Annotated in this window: 16 protein-coding genes; 9 read left to right on the top strand and 7 right to left on the bottom strand. The window is 70.7% G+C overall.

Annotated elements, in window-relative coordinates:
- Positions 1–21: 21 nt before the first annotated feature.
- The gene (locus AXF14_RS04940) at positions 22–1278 is read right to left on the bottom strand and encodes an IS256 family transposase (protein WP_067941331.1); all 1257 of its coding nucleotides are present in this window, start codon (positions 1276–1278) and stop codon (positions 22–24) included.
- A gap of 422 nt (positions 1279–1700) precedes the next feature.
- Here AXF14_RS04940 and AXF14_RS04935 point away from each other — a divergent pair, with 422 nt between their 5' ends.
- The 4 genes from AXF14_RS04935 (at position 1701) to AXF14_RS04920 (ending at position 6742) form a co-directional block, all read left to right on the top strand.
- Positions 1701–2846 (top strand): PTS sugar transporter subunit IIC, encoded by a 1146-nt coding sequence (locus tag AXF14_RS04935; protein ID WP_084355366.1) that lies wholly within the window; start codon positions 1701–1703, stop codon positions 2844–2846.
- A 229-nt stretch (positions 2847–3075) separates the two neighbouring features.
- Positions 3076–3792 carry a DUF4956 domain-containing protein gene (locus tag AXF14_RS04930; RefSeq protein WP_150118423.1) on the top strand — a complete coding sequence of 239 codons (717 nt, stop codon included), beginning with the start codon at positions 3076–3078 and terminating at the stop codon, positions 3790–3792.
- A 9-nt stretch (positions 3793–3801) separates the two neighbouring features.
- Entirely contained in the window at positions 3802–4710 is a 909-nt protein-coding gene (locus AXF14_RS04925) for a polyphosphate polymerase domain-containing protein (protein ID WP_084355365.1), read from the top strand.
- 199 nt (positions 4711–4909) lie between these two features.
- Positions 4910–6742 carry a carbohydrate-binding domain-containing protein gene (locus AXF14_RS04920; RefSeq protein WP_067941327.1) on the top strand — a complete coding sequence of 611 codons (1833 nt, stop codon included), beginning with the start codon at positions 4910–4912 and terminating at the stop codon, positions 6740–6742.
- Positions 6743–6883: 141 nt separating this feature from the next.
- Here AXF14_RS04920 and AXF14_RS04915 read toward each other — a convergent pair whose 3' ends face one another.
- Positions 6884–8788, bottom strand: coding sequence for a glycoside hydrolase family 13 protein (locus AXF14_RS04915; RefSeq protein ID WP_150118422.1), 1905 nt, complete (start codon positions 8786–8788; stop codon positions 6884–6886).
- 150 nt (positions 8789–8938) lie between these two features.
- Here AXF14_RS04915 and AXF14_RS04910 point away from each other — a divergent pair, with 150 nt between their 5' ends.
- The 3 genes from AXF14_RS04910 to AXF14_RS13585 all read left to right on the top strand — a co-directional run bounded on the left by AXF14_RS04910 (position 8939) and on the right by AXF14_RS13585 (position 12323).
- A complete protein-coding gene (locus tag AXF14_RS04910) occupies positions 8939–9196 on the top strand; it encodes a type II toxin-antitoxin system Phd/YefM family antitoxin (RefSeq protein ID WP_067941322.1) in 258 nt (85 codons plus the stop codon).
- 1 nt (position 9197) lies between these two features.
- Positions 9198–9458 (top strand): Txe/YoeB family addiction module toxin, encoded by a 261-nt coding sequence (locus AXF14_RS04905; RefSeq protein WP_067941320.1) that lies wholly within the window; start codon positions 9198–9200, stop codon positions 9456–9458.
- 651 nt (positions 9459–10109) lie between these two features.
- Complete coding sequence (locus AXF14_RS13585; RefSeq protein WP_150118421.1) at positions 10110–12323, top strand: hypothetical protein; 2214 nt, start codon at positions 10110–10112, stop codon at positions 12321–12323.
- Between the two features lie 28 nt (positions 12324–12351).
- Here the strand turns inward: AXF14_RS13585 and AXF14_RS04890 are convergent, their stop codons facing one another.
- The 4 genes from AXF14_RS04890 to AXF14_RS04875 all read right to left on the bottom strand — a co-directional run bounded on the left by AXF14_RS04890 (position 12352) and on the right by AXF14_RS04875 (position 19396).
- A complete protein-coding gene (locus AXF14_RS04890) occupies positions 12352–13578 on the bottom strand; it encodes a type II toxin-antitoxin system HipA family toxin (RefSeq protein WP_067941314.1) in 1227 nt (408 codons plus the stop codon).
- Entirely contained in the window at positions 13575–15224 is a 1650-nt protein-coding gene (locus tag AXF14_RS04885) for a DUF262 domain-containing protein (RefSeq protein WP_067941312.1), read from the bottom strand. The genes AXF14_RS04890 and AXF14_RS04885 overlap by 4 nt, the downstream gene beginning before the upstream one ends.
- A gap of 130 nt (positions 15225–15354) precedes the next feature.
- Positions 15355–17088, bottom strand: a complete 1734-nt coding sequence (locus tag AXF14_RS04880) for an L-serine ammonia-lyase (RefSeq protein WP_084355364.1) — start codon at positions 17086–17088, stop codon at positions 15355–15357.
- A gap of 223 nt (positions 17089–17311) precedes the next feature.
- The gene (locus tag AXF14_RS04875) at positions 17312–19396 is read right to left on the bottom strand and encodes an alpha-amylase family protein (RefSeq protein ID WP_067941310.1); all 2085 of its coding nucleotides are present in this window, start codon (positions 19394–19396) and stop codon (positions 17312–17314) included.
- A 251-nt stretch (positions 19397–19647) separates the two neighbouring features.
- Between AXF14_RS04875 and AXF14_RS04870 the strand changes: the two genes are divergently transcribed.
- Together AXF14_RS04870 and AXF14_RS04865 are read left to right on the top strand one after the other, a co-directional pair.
- Positions 19648–20244, top strand: coding sequence for an NAD(P)-dependent oxidoreductase (locus tag AXF14_RS04870; protein ID WP_067941308.1), 597 nt, complete (start codon positions 19648–19650; stop codon positions 20242–20244).
- A 177-nt stretch (positions 20245–20421) separates the two neighbouring features.
- Positions 20422–21240, top strand: coding sequence for a hydroxymethylpyrimidine/phosphomethylpyrimidine kinase (locus AXF14_RS04865; RefSeq protein WP_067941306.1), 819 nt, complete (start codon positions 20422–20424; stop codon positions 21238–21240).
- 229 nt (positions 21241–21469) lie between these two features.
- Here the strand turns inward: AXF14_RS04865 and dnaB are convergent, their stop codons facing one another.
- Positions 21470–22939: a replicative DNA helicase gene (gene dnaB, locus AXF14_RS04860; RefSeq protein ID WP_067941303.1), complete on the bottom strand. Its 1470-nt coding sequence runs from the start codon at positions 22937–22939 to the stop codon at positions 21470–21472.
- Between the last annotated feature and the right edge of the window lie 345 nt (positions 22940–23284).

The following is a 23284-nucleotide window of genomic DNA, read 5'->3' as shown; positions in this document are numbered from 1 at the left end:
GTCCCTTGTTGTGGTGTTCTTTCAGGCGGTCAGGGGCAGGGGTTGGGTGTCGTTGGTGAGGGTGTGGGTGAGTCGTTGCATGGAGGTCTGGGACAGGTAGCGGCGTTCGCCGTACTGCCACTGCTCGTGCTGCTCGAGCAGGACGGCGCCGATGAGGCGGGTCACGGAGTCTGGGTTGGGGAAGACCTGGACGACGTCGGCGCGGCGCTTGATCTCGGCGTTGACGCGTTCGATGGGGTTGTTGGACCAGATCTTCTTCCAGTGCTCGGTGGGGAAGGCGGCGAACGCGGTCAGGTCAGCCTCGGCGGCCTCGAGCATGTCGGCGATGTCCGGGAAGGTGCCTCTCAGGGAGTCGGTGACCTGGTGGTAGGTGGCGCGCACGGCCTGGGGGCTGGTCTGGGCGAACACCGTGGAGATGAGGGCGTTGACGGGCTTGGAGCGTGCTGATCCCAGGCGGGAGGTGATGTTGCGGGCGAAGTGCACGCGGCAGCGCTGCCAGGCCGCGCCGGGCAGGATCGCCTTGACGGCGGCCTTCAGGCCGGCGTGGGAGTCGGACACGACCAAGGCGACACCCTCGGGCCGGGAGGGCCCGCACACGGCCAGGCCCCGCTCGCGCAGGGAGCGCAGGAAGCTGGTCCAGAAGTCGGTGGACTCGCTGTCGCCCACGGCCATGCCCAGGATCTCGCGGCGCCCGGCGGCGGAGACCCCTACCGCGACGACGGTGGCCTGGGAGACGACGCGGTGTCCGACGCGCACGTCGAGGTAGGTGGCGTCCAGGTAGAGGTAGGGGAACCAGGTGTGGTCCAGAGGCCGGTTCAGGAAGGCACCGACCGTCTGGTCGATGTCGGCGCAGATCCGTGAGACCTGGGACTTGGAGATGCCGGACTCGCAGCCCAGGGCCTTGACCAGGTCATCGACCTTGCGGGTGGAGACCCCCTCGACCCAGGCGGTGGCGATCACCGCGTACAGGGCCTTGTCGACCCTCCTGCGCGGGGACAGCAGGGACGGGAAGAAGGAACCCCGGCGCAGCTTGGGGATGGCCAGGTCGACCTCCCCGGCAGTGGTCGCCACCGTCTTGGAGCGCGTCCCATTGCGGCGCGTGATGCGATCCGGGGTGCGCTCGTAGCGGGAGGCGCCGATCACCGCTTCGGCTTCGGCGTCGATGAGGTCCTGCAGTCCGGCGGCCAGCAGACGGCGGAACATCTCGTCGCGTGAGGCCTCAGGGTCGGCCAGGAGTTCCCCGATCAAGGCGGACAAGGCAGACTGATGGTGGGTCATCGCGGGTCCCTTCAGATGGTTCTTGGCGGAATCACACCCGCGATGACCCCCAGCCACCTCGACCAGCGGCCCCCGCGGGAATTGCCACCACGCTAAGGGACACACCCCTACTGCCAATCCGCCTCTGCTCAATCCAATCCAGCCGGTCCCGTGTATCCCCGCAGCGGTTCTGGGCCCACAGCTGTCTACGTGAGCCCAGCCAGTGCCCTGCGCCGGAAAGGGGATCGTTGACTGCAACCCGTTCAGGCGGTGTCATGGTTCCGCTGTACCCAAGGGAAGGCACCAGCGGGAACCGTCGACACACGCCGTGCACACAAACTGCGAACTTTGTGCCAAGTTGAGCGAGAAGCAGGTCGTCGACGGGTGGGAGAACATGCAGGTCACAGCCTTGAACGTGTGACACATGTCGCGAGAACCTACACATGGGCCGCCCGCTCGACCCCGAGGAGAAACCCGCGCCCTCCCCCGCTCCCCCGACCACCCGTTCCCAACCCCGCGCCCGCGCCTGCGCCCACCGCGTCCTCATCGAGGGGCTCACCGGCATGGCGCACGGCCTGTTCGCCACCCTCATCATCGGCACGATCCTCACCCAGGTCGGCGCCTTCCTCCCCGGCGCCCCCGGCCACGTCGCCCTCATCCTGGGCAAGGTCGCCTCCGCCGTCACGGGCGCCGGCATCGGCCTGGGCACCGCTCACCGTCTCCGCGCCGACACCTTCGTCCTCATCTCGGCCGCCGTCGCCGGCCAGGTCGGTGCGCTCGCCTCCGGCCTCCTGTCCGGCACCGTGCTCGTGACCGCCGACGGCGTCACCGCCCTCCACCTCACCGGCCCCGGCGAGCCGCTCGGCGCCTTCATCGCCGCCTACGCCGCGATCGAGGTCGGCCGCCTCGTCTCCGGACGCACGCCCGTCGACATCCTCCTCACCCCGCTCGCCACCATCGGCGTGGGCGGCGCGGTCGGGCTCCTCGTCGGCCCACCGATCTCCCGGGCCATGACCGCCCTGGGCGAGGTGGTCAACTGGGGCACCGAGCGACAGCCGCTCCTCATGGGGATCGTCGTCGCCGTCGTCATGGGCGTCGTCCTCACCCTGCCGATCTCGTCCGCCGCCCTCGGGGTCATCCTCGGGCTGTCCGGGATCGCGGCCGGGGCCGCCACCATCGGCTGCACCACCCAGATGGTCGGCTTCGCCGTCGCCTCCTTCCGGGAGAACCGCTGGGCCGGGCTGCTCGCGCAGGGACTCGGCACCTCCATGCTCCAGGTCCCCAACATCGTGCGCCACCCGCTCATCTGGGTCCCGCCCACCCTCGCCTCCGCGATCCTCGGCCCCGTCGCCACCCTCGTGCTCCACATGGAGTCCAACGCGGTGGGGTCGGGGATGGGCTCGGCCGGACTCGTCGGCCAGATCATGACCTGGCAGGTCATGAGCGGAACCGTCCCGGCCGGACGCCTCCTGGCCACCATCGTCCTGTTCCACGTGGTCGCCCCCGCCGCGCTCACCCTCGCGATCAGTGAGCTCATGCGCGCACGCGGCTGGATCCGCCCCGGGGACATGGCCCTGGCGCGAGCCTGAGCGCAGCCCCCTCCACCCGCGCCCCGCGTGCGACGACCGCCCGCGTGCGACGGCCGTGCCGACGCGCGGGGCGCACCCCTTCACGAGGTGAACGGGAGGTGACGACATCCCGCAGCCCAACCCCGCTCACAGGCTGCTCATGGACTCGCCCCCTTGACTCGGTGTCACCGGGTCGACGACCGCGCCCAGCGCCGTCGGACCGGCCCTGACGCCGACCTAAGGACTCCACATGACGCTCACCGCCCTCGCCCACGTCGGGCTCGACCTGGTCGCCCTCGCCATCCTCATCGGCGCCCTCTACGTGCCGCGGCACTCGCGTCGCGACCTCATGGCGGCCTACATCGGCGTCAACGTCGGCGTCCTCGCCGTCACCCTCCTCCTCGCCACCGCCTCCGTGGGCGCGGGACTGGGCCTCGGCCTCTTCGGCGTCCTGTCGATCATCCGCCTGCGCTCCACCGAGCTGGCCCAGCACGAGGTCGCCTACTTCTTCGCCGCCCTCGCCCTCGGGCTCCTCGGGGGCCTCGAGGCCGGAACCGCCCCGACCGCCGTCCTCATGGGCCTGCTCCTTGTGGCCCTCTGGATCGGCGACCACCCGCGCATCCTGCGCCTCAACCGCCACCAGGTCATCATGCTCGACCGCGCCATCGCCGACGAGGCCGCCCTCACCGCCCACCTCGAGACCCTCCTCGGCGCCCGCGTCCAGTCCCTCGAGGTCCAGCGGCTCGACCTCGTCAACGACACCACCCTCGTCGACGTCCGCTACCAGCTCCACGCCCTGCCCGGTCAGGCCCCCGCCGACGACGCCCGCGAGGCCCGCCCCGGCGCCGCACCCGTCGCGCTCCCGGCCCAGTCGCCTCGGCTCCACCCCGTCTCGCCCGCCGAGGCGTGGTCGGCGCCCCAGGACGCCCGCGCCGCCGACCGCGACGCCGTCCTCGCCGGGCACTGAGGAGCCGGCATGCACCGCCACGCAGCACCCGCCCGCCCCGCCACCGCCCCGGCAGCATCCGGCGCCGTGCCCGCCCCGGCAGCATCCGGCGCCGCGCCCGCCCCGGCAGCATCCGGCTCCGTGCCCGCCCCGGCCCTGACCACCGACGGCGTCGGGCCCACGAGCCTCGACGAGCTCAACGCCGCCGCCGGCCTCCTCACCCGCGTCGACCGCAAGTACCTCGTCCCCCTGGACGACACGCAGCGGGTCGTCGACGCCGTCGCGGACCGCTCCCGCGTCCTCGAGATCGACGGCCGCCGCGGCTTCCCCTACTCCTCCACCTACTTCGACACGCCCGCGCTCGACTCCTACCTCCTGTCCGCGCGCAAGCGCCGTCGTCGCTTCAAGGTCCGCACCCGCTCCTACCTCGACTCCGGGCTCACCTTCCTCGAGGTCAAGACCCGCGGGCCGCGCGGCGCCACCGTCAAGAAGCGCGTCCCCTACTCCCCCGACGACGCCGACCGCCTCACCCCGACCGGCCGCGACTTCGTCACCGCCTGCCTCATTGAGTCCGGCACCGCCACCGGCGACGCCGCCCGGCGCCTCGCGGACGCCCTCGTCCCCGTCATGGGCACCACCTACGAGCGCACCACCCTCCACCTGCCCGACGACGAGGCCCGCGCCACCATCGACACCGACCTCGTCTGGACTCCCCTGGACACGGAGGGCCGTCGCTGCGGCGGGTCCCGGCGGGCCGGCGCGCTCGCCGTCGTCGAGACGAAGAACCCGGCGACCCCCTCCCCCACGGACAGGCTCCTGTGGTCGGTCGGGCACCGCCCCGCGCGTGTGTCCAAGTACGCCACCGGCATGGCGCTCCTCCACCCCGAGCTGCCCGCCAACAAGTGGCACCGGGTCATGAGCCACGATCTCGCGGCCTGACCGCCGCCCGCCGTCGTCGCGCCGGCCCCGGCAGCCACCGCTCCGGCTGCCGCGACGCGCCCGCCCCACCGTCCGGGAACCCGAAGCCCGCTCACTCGCGCCTCACAGGAACGTCACAAGGCGCCTCGGAAGCATGAGCACCGTACGAAGCGATCAGCCGATCCCCCGCCGGGCCACCCGGCGCCACCAGGAGACCCAGATGAAGAACCCCCTCAAGCACCTCAGCCGCTCCGGGCGCACCGCACCGGGTACCCGCAAGCGCGCCGGCGGCGCCGTCGCGACCCTCGCCGCCATCGCCCTGGTCGCCGGCTGCGGCACCGCGTCGGCCTCCGGCTCCGCCAGCAGCGCCTCCTCGAGCGCCACGTCCTCCAGCTCCTCGGACGCCTGGACGACCATCACGAGCGAGGTCGCCTCGGCCTCCACCGGCGCCACGGTCTCAGACATCACCTCCGCCAACGCGGACACCTCCGACGCCACCGGCGCCTCCACCGACGAGGAGAACTCCGGCTCCTGGGACACCTCGAGCGCTACGACGATCACGCTCGACGGGGACTCCGTCGAGGTCTCCGGCTCCGACGCGGACTCCGTGACCGTGGACGGCACGACCGTCACCATCACCGGCGGCGGCACCTTCGTCGTCTCCGGCACCCTCGACGACGGCGAGCTCGTCGTCAACGCCTCCGACGCCGACGTCCACGTCGTCCTCAACGGCGCCTCCATCACCAACGCCGACGGCGCCTCCATCACCAACGCCGACGGCGCCGCGATCGACGTCCAGGACGCCGGCACCGCCGTCGTCGTCCTCGCGGACGGCACCGAGAACACCCTCGCCGACGGGGAGACCTACTCCGACGCCTCCGACGACGCCCCGACCGCCGCCCTCTCCTCCTCCGACGACCTCACCATCACGGGGACGGGCGAGCTCACCGTGACCGGCAGCTCCAACGACGGCATCTCCTCGAAGAACGGCCTCGTCATCCAGGGCGACACCACGATCACCGTGACCGCGGCGGACGACGGCATCGTCGGCAAGGACTACCTCCTCGTCTCCGGCGGCACCATCACCGCGGACGCGCAGGGCGACGGCCTCAAGTCCTCCGAGGACGACGACGAGACCAAGGGCTTCGTCCAGCTCGGCGAGGCCACCATCACCATCACCGCCGGCGACGACGGCGTCCAGGCCACCACCGACGTCACCGTCGACGGCACCACCCTCGACGTCACCGCCGGCGGCGGTCAGGAGAACGCCTCGACCACCGAGCAGGGCCCCGGCGGCATGGGAGGCGGCCAGAACGACTCGTCGTCGAGCAGCACCGACTCCTCGAGCAGCGACGACACCTCCAAGCCCAAGGGCATCGACGCAGGCGTCTCCTACACGCAGGACTCCGGCACCGTCACCCTCGACGCCGCCGACGAGGGCATCCAGTCCGCCTTCATCAACGTGGGTGGCGGCACGCTCGACATCGCCTCCGGCGACGACGGCATCAACGCCACCAACTCCGACTACACGATCGAGGGCTACGACAACGCCGGCTCCGAGGACGACGACGGCGCCTACGTCACCATCACGGGCGGCGAGGTCCAGATCGACAACGCCTCCTCCGACGGCATCGACTCCAACGGCTCGGCGAAGATCTCCGGCGGCGAGATCGCGATCATCGGCACCTACGGCTCGCCCGACGGCTCCGTCGACGTCAACGGCGACCTGTCCGCCGCGGGCACCAACATCACCGGCACCGTGGCCGAGGGCGACACCATCTCGGTGTCGAGCTCCGACGGCAGCTCCTGGGACCTGACCTCGGCGATCTCGGGCAGCTCCTTCACGATCCTGGGCCTGACCAGCGACACCACCTACACGGTGAGCACGACGTCGGGCGGCTCGACCTCGGTGACCGCCGCGGAGGTCACGGTGAGCGGCGGCGGCATGGGAGGCGGCCAGGGAGGCCCGGGCCAGCAGTACCAGTCCGGCCAGTCCGGCACCGACGGCGCCGACTCGTCCAGCAGCTCGTCGACCTCCGACACCAACAGCTGACCTCCCGTCCCGCGAGATCGGGACATATGAACCGCGAGATCGGGCCGGTATCCCCATGCTGGGGATACCGGCCCGATCTCGATGTCGGGATGTCCCGATCTCAGGGTCAGGATGTCCCGATCTCGGCGGGGCAGCGGGGGCTCAGCGGGCGGGGCGGAGCCAGGCGGTCGCGTCGGCGGGAAGGACGCTCACGGCGGTGCCGTCGTCGGCCTCGATCGCGCCGACCGGGGCGCTGGAGAGCAGCACCTCACCGGCGGGCAGCTCGACGTCGGCACCGAAGGCGGTCCAGCACTGGAGGCCGCCGCGCTCGAAGGCGAGGACCTGCTCGTCGCGCTGCAGCCAGGTGAGCTCACCTCGGTTCGAGGCTCCCCACAGCTCGCGGCGCAGGCGCAGGCCCTCCCTGTAGAGCGAGAGGGTCGACTCCGGGTCGGCGGCCTCGACGTCGACGGCGTGCGATCCCCAGCCGGCAGGCTGGGGCAGGTGGGGCTCGGCGCCGCCGTCGGGCCCGAAGCCGTGGCTGGAGCCGGACTCGGTCCAGGGAAGCGGGACGCGGCAGCCGTCGCGGCCCTTCTCGACGGCGCGGTTACGGAAGGCGATGGGGTCCTGGAGCCGGTCCTCGGGGGTGTCGGGCACCTCCGGCAGACCGAGCTCGTCGCCCTGGAAGACGTACATGGCGCCCGGCAGGGCCATGATGACGAGCGCCCCCGCACGGGCGCGGCGCTCGCCGGCGACCGGGTCGGGCGTCGGCTCGGCTCCGTCGGCCAGCACCCAGCGGCGGGTGGTGAGGAGCTGGTGGCCGGCGGGGTAGGCGTCGTCCTCGGCGACGGCGTCGTGCGCCTGGTCGAGCTCCTCGCCGCCGTCACGGGCGCGGCGCTCGCGCTCGTGCTCGGCGGCGGCCTCGGCGAGGGCCGTGTCCATGTCGAAGGCGTAGCGGGAGGCGACGCGGAAGACGTCGTGGCAGCCCAGGACCCAGGTGGTCGAGCCGGACGCAGCCTCGTCGGCGAGCCCGGCGTCGATCGCCCAGGCGAAGGAGGCGGCGGTGAAGTCGGCGTCCTGCATCTGGAAGTTGAAGGCCTGGCCGGCGCTGGCCGCGTAGAGGGGGCGGCGGGCGGCGGGGACCCCGGCCTCGGCGACGGCGAAGCGGGGCGGGTCGTAGGAGTCGAGGACCTCGCGCCACTCGCGGTAGATGTCGTGGACCTCGTTGCGGTCGAACATGGGGTGGGAGCCGTCCTCGGGCAGCGGCCACCACGGGATCTCGGACCAGGGGCGGTCGAGGTCGGAGATGTCCTTGGCCATGCCGGGGGCGACGTCGACGCGGAAGCCGTCCACGCCACGGTCGCACCAGAAGCGCAGTGTCTCCTTGAAGTCCTCGCGCACCGCCGGGTTGTCCCAGTTCAGGTCCGGCTGCTCGGGGGCGAAGACGTGGAGGTACCACTGGTAGGGACGGCCGGTGCCGGGGCCCGTGAGGGGGCGGCCGGCGTCGTCGACGTCGTCGATGCGCTCCCAGATGGAGCCGCCGAACATGGAGCGCCAGTCGCTGGGCGGCTCCTCGCCGTGCTCGCCGCGGCCCTCGCGCACGTGGTAGAGCGCGCGCTCGGGGGCGTCGGGGCCGCCGGCCATGGCGGCGCGGAACCAGCGGTGGCGGTTGGAGGAGTGGTTGGGGACGAGGTCCACCATGAGGCGGATACCGGCGTCGTGGAGGGCGGCGGACATCTTGTCGAAGTCCTCGAGGGTGCCGATCTCGGGGGCGACGTCGCGGTAGTCATCGACGTCGTAGCCGCCGTCCGCGAGCGCGGAGGGGTAGAAGGGCGAGAGCCAGACGGCGTCGACGCCGAGGGCCTTGAGGTAGGGGACGCGGGAGGTGACGCCCTTGAGGTCGCCGACGCCGTTGCCGTCGGAGTCCGCGAAGGAGCGCGGGTAGACCTGGTAGACGACGGCGTCCTTCCACCACGCGCGCTCGTCGCGGGCGGCGGCGGGGGCCTGCTCGGGTGTCTGCTGGGGATCGGCTTCGGGGTGGGCCGTCTCGAGGCGGGTCTGCTCAGTCACGGGGCGGATCCTCCCACGCGGTCGGTTCCGAGCGCGAGCCGCTCGGCCCGTCGCGCAAGGACTGTTTCACGTGGAACCGGGGCCTGCTCACGTGACACCTGTACAGTATCCTGTCCTTACCAAGTCCTATCGTCCTGGAGAGGGGTCCGCATGAAGACGATGACCTACACCGAGTCACGCGCCCGCTACGCCGAGGTGCTCGACTCCGTCGTCGACGACCGCGAGGAAGTCGTCATCACCCGCGCCGGCCACGAGCCCGCCGTCATCGTCTCCCTCGCCGAGTACCAGTCCCTCAAGGAGACGGACTACCTCCTGCGCAGCCCCGCCAACGCGCGGCGCCTCCTCGACGCCATGGAGCGCCTCGAGAACGGCCGCGGCACCGTCCACGAGCTCGACGACGCCGACTGAGATGTCGCTCGTCTGGGACGACGACGCCTGGGAGGACTACCTGTGGTGGCAGTCCTCGGACCGCAGCGTCGTCAAGCGGATCAACCGCCTCCTGCGCGACGTCCAGCGCGGCGGCCACGAGGGTATCGGCACGCCCGAGCCGCTGCGCTTCCAGCTCTCCGGGTACTGGTCACGGCGCATCACCGACGAGCACCGCCTCGTCTACCGCATCGCTGACAACGGCGACGTCCTCATTGCCTCGTGCCGGTACCACTACGAGTGACGCTCTGCAGCGGCGGACGGGCACCACGACGAAGGCGGCGCCCCAGCGCTGGGCCGACGACGACGGGCGGCGCGGCCCCTCCGACCGCACCGCCGGTGACGACGCCAGTCGCACCGAGCGACGAGGAGCGGCACCGCATCGAGTGCCACTGCGGCGCACTCGTCGAGAGCCGTGCCGTGAGCACACAGACTCCTCACGCCCGTCGCCATGCAAGCAGACTGGCAGCCCAGGAGACTTTGATCGGAGGAGCTCCGAGCGCTGGAGGCGGTGGAATTGTGGCACCTGGCGACCAGCTGCGTCGAGAAGGTCCTACTCCACCTGCACGCTCATGGCGCTGCCGCGCACGCCTCCCCAGCCCCATGAGCCGCCACCGGCGACCAGGGCGTCACCGTCACACATGATGGCCGGAGAGCAGGTGGGTAGGGAACCAATCATGACCTCGACGCACGGGTGGTCTAGGGACTGTGCTCGCCTCGACTGCCGACGGCGGCGAGATGGGCGCCCTCCAGTTCAGAGAACGAATACACCCGGTGCACACCCCGGCGATCCGGAGCAAGTTGACGGCCACCTCGAAAGGCGACCGAATGCAGTGGATCACCTCCAGCCAACCATCGGGCCGCCCCCCTCTGCCGACGCCATAGGCTTGGAGTCATGAGCGGCATTCCCTGGCCCATCGTCGCACTTCTCGTAATCTTGATGATCAGTATGTCGCAAGGCAACTGGCTGTACGTCCAGTACCGAGAACTACGCGACCGCTGGGATCGAAGAAGCTACCACATCCAGAGATCATTGACCTCATACCCAACGTTCCTAGTACTCGCCATCACGGCATGCCTCACCGCGGTCCCCATGAGCAGAGATCAACTCTGGCCGTGGTCGATAGTGACTAGCGGCAATGCGCTCGCGAACCCCCCAGTCAGCATGATGCTCAAGGGCGCGGTCGGCCTAGTCACCCTCCTCACGTTCTCGGCGACCGCAATGTCCGCCATCGCTCGCGACCAGCATTCGGGTCCCATTTACATGGGGAAGAACATCCACACCGCCTCGTATTCCTGGACGATGGCAGCGGCAATTCTGTCCACATGGATCTTCCAACTCGCCGTTGCATGGGTCGTCGTCGCACCCTTTGCCAGCCAATACATGTCGCACCGAGAGGTCAACAAGTTTGCCGTAAGACTCATCGTCGCCAGATGGTCGGCCTCCTTTGCCGTAGTCGCCGCCACCCTCACCCTCAATGTCCTCACCATCCTTTATCTATCCGCCAGACGAGTGCGTTCGAGCAGTTATCCGAGAGCAGACATCGCTTGGGATAGGCAAAGATCCTATCGGGCCGGGCATGCGGAGCTCCTGCGGCGCAGAAACCATCACGACGCTTCTGAAGCGTCCGGCCACCAAACCGTCCAGATCGTTGAACTGATTAGGCGAGCAGAAGACCAGGACGAGCAACGCAAGCTCCTCGCGATCACCATCAATTCACAATTCCGGTGGTTGGACTTTCATGATGCGTGTGACCGAGTTGTCAAGACCTCCCGGCACCCCCGGAGTCGGTTCATCCGCTCCCTTCGGCTACCCAGCCCCGCTGTACTGAACGGCATTCTTGACGGTCGACGCGACACGCTGATCCGCGCAGCAACCGACGCCGATCTGCCCGGACCAACAAGGTCCTCCCTTCTCCACCGGGTCCTTCAAGACGTCCAGGACGCCGACGCCCTCATACGAGACCTGCTCGAGGCGGACGCCGCACTCACTGAACCGATGATGGGACGGACCACCACGTCCGACAAGGCTCCACGTGTCCGCGCGGATGAATTCTCAGGCCTTCTCACCCTGAAGGACGACGACCCGTGGTCTTCATCCCGCAGCCTCACACGTCGAGCGGAGGCGGACGAGAGCAGGTATCTCGAACGCGTTCCCCTCGCCGCATACCGCGAGCTCGCCAAGCAGATCACCGGACACCCGTGCCGCCTCACTTCGGCCCAGGTCAAGGCGATTCTCAATTCTCGCTTCATCAGTGAGACATTCCCTCACGGCGACTCTCCCTGGGGCATGCTGCACGACCGCACCGCTGCGACCGCTCGCTCGATCATCATCGAAGCCCTGTTGAGCGCGACCATCACCAACCGCGCCGGGGATGAGACCCTGCCGCTCAGCACGGTGCGCGATCTTATGGGTTGGGAGAGGGGCGTCGACCATGATCTCCTCGACGAAGCGGAGCAGCAGGACACGCCCTCCCTGAGGGCCGAGGTGCGCATGCGTGCCCAGCACAGGCTGCAACTGACCCCGATCCTGACCCCAGCCGAGCATGCCGAGCTGCTTGGCTACTCCTCATCTGCCACAGTGAGCCTCACGGCGCTTCTGCACATGCTCCTGTACTACGGACGGAGCGGGCGGGCCGTGCGGGGAGAAGATCTCGCTCCCTTCTACAAGCAGATCCATCGTGAGCTCCGATTTCGTGACTCTTTCCCCGCTGACGCGGTCGAGCACACATCGGACGTTCTCCGGGTCTCCCACGTGAGCCACATCGTGGCCCCTGACGACGTCGCCTGGCTCTACGACGTGGTCAAGGAGCCCCTCACCTGCAACACGTTCACCGAGCTTGACCATCACCGGGCGGCCGGCCTCGACCTCTCGGTGACGAACCTGTGCCTGTGGTGGGCGATCGTCAATCCTGGAGAGCGCGCCCGACGGATCGGCCTCGCCATGCCTGACACTCTCGACTCGCGGGGGCAGCGGAGGCTCATCGACGCTGTGGGTCGAGCCGTCCAGATCCTAGATGAGACGCACATCGACAACCTGATGGGCATTGCATCGTGGCTCCGGGACGAGCTCCCCGAGCCGTACGATGAGGACGACACTGGAAGGTGATCACCGCACGTCGGCGCGCCTCGACGACTCAGGAGCGCCGCGCCAGGCACAGCGAGGTTGCCTCCAGATGCTCATCAATCCATGCGCGGACCGGAGCGGGGGCAAGATCGCCGACAGCACCCTCAGCCCACGCCTCGCGGAATCGCTCCACGGTCTCGTCGACGACGTCGAGGACCTCCGCCTCACCCACGTGGAGGAGCCCCGCGAGCCTCGCGAAGGACTCACGTGTGACGTCGGCGAGGCGCGTCGCTCCCCCGAAGGGCAGAGCGAGCTCCACGTGCCCCTCGTACGCCCCGGTGCACACGAGGTCATAGGCGGGTGAGAGCCTCGCTCGACGCCCGTCGTCGTAGATGAGCGACCAGTTCTTGAGGTGCGCGTCCCCGTTGCCCACGAGCAGGTTGAAGACGCTCCGGCGCACCATCTCCCGCAGTGAGTCACTGTCCTGGCCGCGGTAGGCGATACCTGCGACCGTCTCCACCGTGGAGCGGTACTTCGCATCGCCCGTGCCCGACGTCCCCCGGACCTGAGCGAAGTCCTCGATGTGGATCCTGCCTGCCGGGGACCGGTCGAAGCGACGGATCGCGTAGGCCGTCGTCTCCGCCGAGCGCCACGCACCGTCCCCGAGGTCGTCAATGCTGTCCCGCTCCCACAGGACGGTCTCCGGCACCTCGATACCGACCCACCTCGCGAGGCTCATGACGGTGTACTCGTTCTCGGGGAGCGCCGGGAAGGTGGGGTCCGGCGTCTTGAGGATCCAGTCGCCGTCCTCGTCATGCGCCGGGGCCGCCATGCGTCCACCGCGCATACTCATGGAGTACTTCATCACCATGCCGGCCAGCGAGGCGCGGTGCAGCAGGGGGGCCGGGAGGGGCCGCCGACCCCGGCGCTCCTCGCGCACCCGCGTGAAGTCGGCGTCGATGCCGGCCTCAGGATCGGGCACCACGGTGACGGCGCCCGGCAGGTCCGCGCCGATCCGGGCCAGGAGCTCCATCTCCCGATAGGTGCTCACCCCCTGCTCACGGGCGATCAGCTCACGGAGGGGGCCCTCAGGGAGCAAGCCCGAGAACCAGGCGGGTACAGCGTTCGTGGCCTTCGGGCGCTCCCGGGGGTGGTCCTCGAACCAGAGCCCCAGGACGCACCGGTCCGGACGCTCCCAGTAGTCGGGGTCGAAAGCGAAGACGGTGAAGCGGTCCCGCTGCTGGATGGCGCCGACGTGCTCGCCGTGGAGACGCACCGCGTAGACAGCCTCGGTCACAGCGCCACCTGCCCGTCCTCCTCGTCATCGTCGTCGAAGACGAGGTCAGCCAGCGGGGGCGTGTCATCCTGCGCCCAGGCGGTCCGTGCATCGAGGAAGTCCGTGAGGTAGACCGTGAGCGCTTTCGCCCTCCGCGCGAGGAAGCCCGACACGTCGCGAGCCCTCAGGCGCTCCACCATGACCTCATCGAGGAGCAGGGAAGCTAGATCAGTGCCCTCGTCGATTGCGTCGAGGAGATCGCGCCCCTCGCGGATCGAGATCATCTTGGCCGCCGCGATCGGGGCGTCGTCCGGCAGGCCACCCGCAGGGACGAGATCGGCGACGACCGGCGCCGGGGTCGACGCCCCGGTCAGAGCCTCCGCGAGCACCTCCCGGCTGATCGGCTCGCTGGTGACGGCATCGACGGGCGCCCGGTTCCACAGGGCGGCGAGGATCATCTTGGAGTCGGAACGCGTCGCCCGGAAGACGCGGAGATCCGGGACGTCCGGCCCGTCGTCGAGCGCAGCGTCCCGGACGAGCCGCTGGACGGAACCGGACTCGTCGTCCGGGACGACGTAGCCGGCCAGTCGACGCAGGTCCGTCTGCGACCCAGCGAGGCCCAGCCGCCCAGCCCCGGCGCTAGTGCGCCACACCCACCGACTGAGCAGCTCGACGTTGCGGTCGTGCGGAGCCGGGAAGAAGGCGAAGACGCGGACGAGCACGAGGAGCTGGAAGCGGAAGGGCACGAGGGTCATGTGCGGGATCCCGCAGACGTCCTGGAGGAAGCGCACCGCCGCGACGAGGGCCCGTTCCGTGGCGTCGAAGGCCTCCGCCTCCGTCTCCTCGGGGAAGTCGCTCGCACGCCGTCGGCTCTCACTGAACTCGCCGTGGACGTCCCGGGAGATGTCGGTGTGGCGACGCACCAGGAGCGCCTGCACGACGGTCTTGGCCTCGACGTGACCGAAGAGGGTCTGCGCCTGCACCCGCTCGGCGATCCCGTCCACCGTCGTGCCCGCTCCGGGACCGCCGTGGATGGCGTCGAAGATCTCCGCCTCCGTGAGGCGCCGGCCGCGAGAGTTGATGCGGTCGAAGACCTCACGGAGCGTGCCCTCGTCGGCGTTCTTCATCACCGTGGCCGGGACCGTGATCCTGTTGAGGCGGCCGGCAAGCTCCTGCACCTGTGCAGCTCTGTCCGCTGCCTCGGGGTTCTCACTGAGCCAGGCCAACGCCCGGGAGAAGTCGTAGAGGTCCGGCAGCGGGATGGCGAGGGGGTCGTTGAGGGCCGATCCGCGCACGATCTCGTCGTGCCGCAGGGAGTAGCCCAAGGCGAAGCGCGGGTCCCGGGCCCCGACCGGATCGACGGCGTTGACGAGGCTGGTCACGCGCTGCTGGCCGTCGACCACCCACAGGGCGTCATGGCGCTGCGGCGCCGGGATCCGCAGCGCGCCGACCGTGATCTGATCCTCCGGCGCCTCCCGCTGCCACAGGAGGAGGCTGCCGAAGGGGTATCCCTTGACGATGGAGTCGAAAAGGCTGCTCACGTCCTTGGCGTCCCAGCGGAAGGAGCGCTGGAACTGGGGGACGCGCAGCCCTCCGCTCGACACCAGTTCACGCAATTGCGTGATGGTGTACGCGGTGCTCGTCGACTCGGCCTGGGACTCTGCCATGTCCCGATGATGCCACGTGCCTCCGACACCAATCCGACCTCCGTTCGGAGACCGAAGCGTCGTCGGTCCAACGCCGGTGATGACATCTGCGACGGCGTCACACCACCCCTGCCGGCTCAGCCGACCTCCGTCAGCACTCCACGACGTTGACGGCGAGCCCGCCCGTCGAGGTCTCCTTGTACTTGGAGAGCATGTCCTCGCCGGTCTGGCGCATCGTCTCGATGACGGTGTCGAGGCTGACCTCGTGGCGGCCCTCGCCCCACATCGCCATGCGCGCGGCGTTGATCGCCTTGACCGCGGCGACGGCGTTGCGCTCGATGCAGGGGATCTGGACGAGCCCGCCCACAGGGTCGCAGGTGAGGCCGAGGTTGTGCTCCATGGCGATCTCCGCGGCGTTCTCCACCTGCGCGGGGGTCGCGCCGAGTGCCTCGGCGAGCCCGGCGGCCGCCATCGACGACGCCGAGCCGACCTCGCCCTGGCAGCCGACCTCGGCGCCCGCGATCGAGGCGTTCGTCTTGATGAGGCTTCCCACGGCCGTGGCGGCCAGCAGGTAGCGGCGCACTCCTGCGGCGTCGGCGCCCGGGATGAAGTCCTCGTAGTAGCGCATGACGGCCGGGACGATGCCGGCGGCGCCGTTCGTCGGGGCGGTGACGACGCGCCGCCCGGCCGCGTTCTCCTCGTTGACCGCGAGCGCGTACAGGTCCACCCAGTCCATGCCGCGCATAGGGTCGGCCATGGTGAAGCTGCGGGCGGGGCCGGTGCGCTGGGCGAGGAGGTGCTCGTGGAGGGCCTTGGCGCGGCGGCGCACGTTCAGCCCGCCGGGAAGGGTCCCCTCGGCGTCCATGCCGGCGTCGACGCACGCGGTCATCGTGTCGTGCAGCTCGGTGAGGTAGGCCTCGACCTCGTCCTCGTCGCGCGCGGAGACCTCGTTGGCCATGACGACCTCGGAGACGCTCAGTCCCTCGCGCTCGCAGATCTCGAGGAGCTCGGCCGAGGAGGAGAAGGGGTAGGGCGCGGGGGTGGCGTGGGCCGCGGCCGCCGTCGCCGTCGCGAGCGCCTGGATGGAGGGGGCGCCGGGGGTGCCGACGTCCTCCATGACGAAGCCGCCGCCCACCGAGTAGTAGGTGCGGCGCAGGACCTCGCCGCCGGCCGCGCAGTACGCGGTGATGGTGAGGCCGTTGACGTGGTACGGGAGGATCCGGCCGGGCAGGAAGTGGATGTCCTGGCTCGGGGTGAAGGGGATGGCGCCGACGCCGGGGACGGCGACCTCATGGGCCTCCTCCACCTCCTCCATGAGGTGCTCGCACACGGCCGAGGGCACGGACTGCGGCTCGTAGCCGGCCAGGCCCATGACGACGGCGCGGTCGGTGGCGTGTCCCCGGCCGGTGGCGCCGAGGGACCCGTAGAGCTCGACGGTGACGCGGGTGATCGGCTCAGTGGTGCGGGCGGCGGAGCGCAGCGGAGCCGACGCGGCCGGATCAGCAGCACGTGGCCCGTCGGGGCCTCCGACGCCGGTGGCCCCGTCGAGGCTGACGCGGGCGGCGTCGTCCGCGGCGACGACGTCGGCCAGGGCGAGGGCGAAGGCGCGACCGGCGCGCATGGGGCCGACGGTGTGGGACGAGGACGGGCCGATGCCGATGCGCAGGAGGTCGAAGACGGACAGGGGCCGGGTGGCCTCCTCCGCGGTGATCTCCCCGGCCATGAGGGCGGCGGGCGTCGAGGTGGACAGGGCGTGGGCGGTCAGTCCGTCGGCGGTCGTGGTGGCGGCGTCGGCGGTGGCGTCGACGCTGACGGCGCTGTGGGAGGCGGCGAGGTCGCTTGTGGCGTCCTGGGGCCGGGCTCCCGCGAGGTCACGGGTGGTCATGGGCCCATCATGCATGGTGGGCCCGCCCCTCCGGGAGGGTGGGCGCGCGCGTTCCACCCGGCGTTCCACCCGGGTGGGCCGACGGGCGCTCGCTCCCGCCCGCGCTCCACGCAGAGGCAGACATCCTCGGCAAACCGTGGCGCCGACGGCGTCGCAGTCTGCCGAGGATGTCTGCCTCTGCGGCTGTGGTGGGTGGGTGGGGGCTCCGCGCCCGGTCCTCAGCTCAGTCGGTCGGGCGGACGAGCCACCAGGCGGCGTAGGGCGGCACGGGGACCATGCCGTCGCCGGCGCCCTCGAGCGTCGTCGAGCCGGAGGGCACCGTGCCGGTGAGCGCGTCCTCGGCGCCCAGCACGCCGTACTCGGCGAGGCGCCACGCGGGCACGTGCCGCCAGTCGGGGGTCACGTTGTAGACGCCCACGAAGGAGCCGCGCGGGTGGTCGCGGAAGGTGACGAGGACGCCCTCGTCGTCGACCGGGGCGACCTGCGTGCGCACGTCGGCGCTCAGCTGCGGCAGGCTCGCGCGGACCTCGCCGAGGTGCGCGAGGTCGGAGAAGACACGGCCCTCGATGGTGGAGCGGTCGTGGCGGTTCGCGACGCGCGACTCGTCCAGGCGCGGGCGGCCGGCCCAGCGGGAGTCGGCCTCGTGACCCTCCTCGGTGTCCCAGTTGGGGTCGTTGAGCTGGGCGAGCTCGTCACCGGACCAGATGACGGGGATGCCGCCCCAGCCGTAGATGATGGCGTTGGCCATGCGCAGGGCGTTGAGCCGCTCCTCGAGCCAGGTGCGGGTCTCCTCCTCCTTCCAGGCGGGCGTGTCGTCGTCGACGCCCTCGACAGCCTCGGCGGCGGCCTCGATCCCGATGAGGGAGGCGGCGGTGCCGGAGATGCGGCGGTCGTTGGTGACCGGGTTGTACTGGAAGACGAGGCCGCGGGCGTCGGAGCCCGGGTAGAGGCCCGCGTACCAGTCGGAGAGGAAGACACGGTGCCAGTAACCCTCCAGGCCGACGGCGGCGGCGTCGTCGTCGGAGATCGCCCAGCCGATGTCGTCGTGGCAGCGGATGTAGGTGATCCACGTGGCCGTGGAGGGCTCGACCGGCAGGGAGCGCAGGGCGTGGGCGCCGAGGGTGACGTTGCGGGCGGCGAGCATGGACCAGACCTGGACCATGAGGGAGTTGTGGTAGGCGAGGTCGGAGACCTTGCCCGTGTACTTGCCCTGACCGAGGTACTGGAGGAGCTCGGAGGGCGCGACGATGGCCTCGGCCTTGAGGTCGATGGCGGGGCACGCGATGCGGGTGATCGCGCGCAGCACCTCGGTGATGGCGTGGACCTCGGGCTGCCCCTGGCAGTCGGTGCCCTTGCGCTTGATGGTGAAGGCGATGGCGTCGAGGCGCAGGACCTCCACGCCGCGGTTGGCGAGCCCCAGGATGATGTCGACGAACTCGCTCATGACGGCGGGGTTGCGCCAGTTGAGGTCCCACTGGAAGGAGTTGAAGGTGGTCCACACCCAGCCGCCGGCGGCGTCGTCCCAGGTGAAGTTGCCGGGGGCGAAGTCGGGGAAGATCTCGGGCAGGGTCTTCTCGTACTCGTCGGGCTCGGTGCGGTCGGGGTAGATGAAGAAGTAGTCGCGGTACCTCTGCTCGCCCTTGCGGGCGCGCTGGGCCCACTCGTGCTCCTTGGCGACGTGGTTGAGGACGAGGTCGACGACGAGGCTCATGCCCTCCTTGCGGAGCTCGCCCGTGAGGTGCTCGAGGTCGTCCATGGAGCCGAGGTCTGGGCGGACCTGGCGGTAGTCGGCGACGGCGTAGCCGCCGTCGGAGTCCCCGGGGCGCGGGGTGAGCAGCGGCATGAGGTGGAGGTAGGAGACGCCGAGCTCGCGCAGGTAGGGGATGCGCTTCTCGACGCCGCGCAGGTCCCCGGCGAAGCGCTCGGTGTAGCCGGCGTACCCGATGCGGCTGGGGTCCTGGGCCCAGGTGGGGTTGAGGGTGCGGGCCAGGTCGAGGCGCCGCAGGGCGGCGGAGCGTTCGGTGTAGGCCCTGGCGGCGGCGGAGAGGAGGGCGACGGCGGAGTCCGTGGCGGCGGGCTCCCCGTAGAGGGTGGCGAGGCCGTCGGCGACGTCGGGGTACCACTGCTCGATGCGGGTGGTGAGGATGGCGCGGTCCGAGCCCGCGGTGCCGGCGGCGTCGAGGACGGCGTCGACGGCGTCGCGCACGGCGGCGGGGACGTGCGAGCCGGCGGCGAAGGCCTCGGTGGAGGCCTGGAGTGACGAGGGGACGGAGGCCGGGGAGGGTGCGGGCTGCTTCTTCGCGCTCATGGCCCCATCGTCCACGATTCGTGGCGCTTCGGGGAGCGCTTGCCCGACCTGCGACCGCCCGGCCGTCCCGCGCGGGGCGCTACGGGCCTCGGCGCGCCGTCGTTCACCGGCGGCGCACCGGGGGTGCGGGGGCGACGTGCCGCGGGTAGCGTCCCCGGTGACGAAGTTGCGTCTTCAACGGCGCACCCGACCGGGCCGACGACGGCGCCACCGGCGCCGCCCCCTGACCCGTCCCCTCGAAGGAGAAGCCCATGAACATCGCCGTCATCGGAGGCACCGGCCGCACCGGCAAGGCCGTCATCGCCGAGGCCAAGCGCCGCGACCACACCGTCACCAACGCGACCCGCTCCGGCAGCGAGCACGAGGCCGCCGACAAGAACGTCGAGCTCGACGTCGCCAAGACCTCCGACCTCGTCGACCTCATCAACGGCAACGACGTCACGATCCTCGCCATCGGCGGCCTCGCGGAGAAGGCCCCGGAGATCTACCGCAACCTCATCGCCGCCTCCCCCAAGGGCCGCTTCATCGTCGTCGGCGGCGCCGGCTCGCTGCTCGACGCCGAGGGCAAGCGCCTCGTCGACGGGGACTTCCCGGAGGACTGGAAGCCCGAGGCCCTCGCCTACGCCGAGGTCCTCGAGGACCTGCGCGCCGCCGGCACGGCCGTTCGCTGGAGCTTCGTCTCCCCCGCCCCGCTGTACCCGGAGGGCCGCGCCTCCGGCGCCTACGTCGTCGGCAAGGACTCCCCCGCCGGTGAGCGCCTCGCCGCCGAGGACATGGCCCTCGCCCTCGTCGACGAGGCCGAGAACGACGACCACCGCACCGAGCGCTTCACGGTCGCCAGCGCCTGACGGGCGGCGCACCGCCGACGGCGGGGCCGGGCTCCCGCTCACGAGCGGGTCCCGGCCCCGCCGTCGTTCTCCCTGACGGGTCCGTGGAAGACCGCGGAACGGAACCGTTCGCGGTCTTCAGCCAAGACGCGCCGCCGCGGGCTTGTCCCCGGGCGCGAGCGGGGGCACGCTTCCCCCATGAGCGACCCTGTCAAGACCACCCCGCCCATCGCACTGGCCATCGCGGGATCGGAGGCCTCCGGCGGCGCCGGGGCCCAGACCGACCTCAAGACCTTCCAGCAGCTGGGCGTCTACGGCTGCGTGGCGCTGACCTGCATCGTGTCCATGGACCCGAAGAAGGACTTCGACCACCGCGTCGTCGGCATCGAGCCTCAGGTCATCCTCGACCAGATCGAGGCCTGCGTCGGCGTCAACCCGCGCATCGACGCCGTCAAGATCGGCATGCTCGGCTCGGCCCCCACGATCGACGCCGTCGACGAGGCCCTCACGACCTACTCCTTCAAGAACATCGTCCTCGACCCGGTCCTCATCTGCAAGGGCCAGGAGTTCGCCGAGGCCAAGGCGGTCGACGACGCCCTGCGCGCCAAGATCCTGCCCCGCGCCACGATGACGACCCCGAACCTCTTCGAGTCCGCGACCCTCGCCGGCATGGACGAGATCACGACCGTCGAGCAGCTCAAGGACGCCGCCAAGCGCATCCACGACCAGGGCGTCCCGAACGTGCTCGCCAAGGCCGGTCCGACGCTCGGCACCGGCACCGCGCTCGACGTCTTCTACGACGGCACGACGCTCGAGGTCCTCGAGACCGAGACCGTCGGCGACGTGCGCGTTCACGGCGCCGGCTGCACCCTGGCCGCGGCGGTCACCGCCGAGCTCGCCAAGGGCGCCACCCCGCTCGAGGCGGCCGTCACGGCGAAGAACGTCGTCAACGCCTCCATCGGCATGCGCGGGAACATCCCCTTCACCTACGTCTGGCAGGGCTGGTACGAGGGCTGAGGCCCCGGCTCCCCCGCCGACGACGGGCGGCCCGCACCGGTGGATCCGGTGCGGGCCGCCCGTGCGTCCTCCGGTCTCGGCTCAGCGGCACCATCGGCCGACGCCCACCGCCGAACTCGTACCTTGCGTCCCGAGACCACCAGCAGGGGCGTGGGTCTGAGCGCGAAAGGTACGAGGTCGGCGTCGACGACGGAGCGCGCCCTCCTCCGCGAGGCTCAGCCGACCACGTTCACTCGTAGTCGGGCTCGGGGGTGACGTCGCGCGCCATGTTGGCGAAGCGCGACAGGTGCCCCTGGAAGGCGACGGGGATGGTGCGCGTCTGGCCGTTGCGGTGCTTCGCGACGATGATGTCGGCCTCGCCGGGGCGCTCCTCCTCCTGGTAGTACTCCGGGCGGTGCAGCAGCATGATGATGTCGGCGTCCTGCTCCAGCGAGCCGGACTCGCGCAGGTCGGACATCTGAGGCTTGTTGCCGGTGCGCTGCTCGGGGCCTCGGTTCAGCTGGGCCACGGCGATGACGGGGATCTCGAGCTCCTTGGCCAGCAGCTTGAGGGACCGGGAGAACTCCGAGACCTCCTGCTGACGCGACTCGACGCGCTTGCCCGAGCTCATGAGCTGCAGGTAGTCGATGACCATGAGGCCCAGGTTGTTCTGCTGCTTGAGGCGCAGCGCCTTCGAGCGGATCTCGGGCATCGTGAGGTTCGGGGAGTCGTCGATGTAGAGGGGCGCCTCGCTCACGGGGTTGTAGGCGCGGGCCACGTCCTCCCAGTCGCGCTCGTCCATGGGCGAGCCGCCGCGCAGCTTGTTCATGGAGACGCCGGACTCCGCGGCGAGGATGCGCATCATGAGCTCCATGCGCCCCATCTCCAGGGAGAAGTAGCACGAGGGGATGAGGTCGCCGTTCTCGTCGCGCGAGTGGATGGACGCGGAGCGGCAGAAGTCCACGGCGAGCGTCGACTTTCCCATGGCGGGGCGGGCCGCGACGATGATCATCTGACCCGGGTGCAGACCGCCGGTCAGCTCGTCGAGCTCGACGAAGCCCGTGGGCACGCCCGTCATGGCGCCGTTCTCGCGGGACTGGCCGGCCTCGATCTCGAGGTTCGCCTCGTTGAGCAGCTCCCCGACGGCGATGTAGTCCTCCTTCTCGCCCTCGGTGTGGGCGACGGAGTAGACCTCCGCCTCGGCGAGGGTGACGAGCTCGGCGATGTCGCCGGCGTCGGTGGAGTAGCCGAGCTGGGTGATGCGCGTACCTGCCTGGACGAGGCCGCGCATGAGGGCCTTCTCGCGGACGATGCGCGCGTAGTAGGCGGCGTTGGCGGCGGTGGGGACGGCGGCCATGAGGCTGGCGAGGTAGGGGGCGCCGCCGACGCGCTCGAGCTGGCCGCGCTTGGCTAGCTCGTCGCCGACGATGAGGGCGTCGGCGGGCTCGGAGCGGTTGTAGACCTCGACGATGGCGTCGAAGATCTCCTCGTGCGCGGGCTTGTAGAACTCGGGGCCGCGCAGCACCTCGATGACGTCGGTGACGGCCTCCTTGCTCAGCAGCATGCCGCCGAGGGTGGCCATCTCGGCGTCGAGGTCCTGGGGCGGGACGCGGTCGAAGACGCCGTCGAAGCGGGCGCCGCCGGACTCGGCGGGGCCGCCGTCGTTCGCGCCGCGGCGGGGCTCGAAGCGGGGTCCGCTCGCCTGACCGATGTCCGTCATGCCTGCCTCCTCAGCGCGGCTCCCGGGCGGTCCGCGCGCGTGACCCTAACGCCGCGGCAGGGGCCTGACAAACGGTGCCGACGGCACCGCTGTGGACAAGTGGGTGTCAGGCGTGGATTACGGGGTCGATCCTGGGGGCGACGCGCCGTCTCCGGTGTGGAGCGGGGTGTGCAGGGCCGTCCGCCGCACGCGGAACCGGTTCCTCGATCCTCGTCATCCCGCCAGTTTCGTGGACCACCCCGACCCACAGCCCCGCAACCCCGAGATTCGTGGCGAATCTGTGGATAAGTGGGATTCTCTGTGGATGACGCTCGTGTGACTCAGCGCTTGCGGTCGTGGCTGCGG

Origin of the sequence: Actinomyces radicidentis, assembly GCF_001553565.1 — a bacterium.
GTDB classification, from domain to species: Bacteria; Actinomycetota; Actinomycetes; order Actinomycetales; family Actinomycetaceae; genus Actinomyces; species Actinomyces radicidentis.
This window is presented reverse-complemented; position numbering and strand designations above follow the sequence as displayed.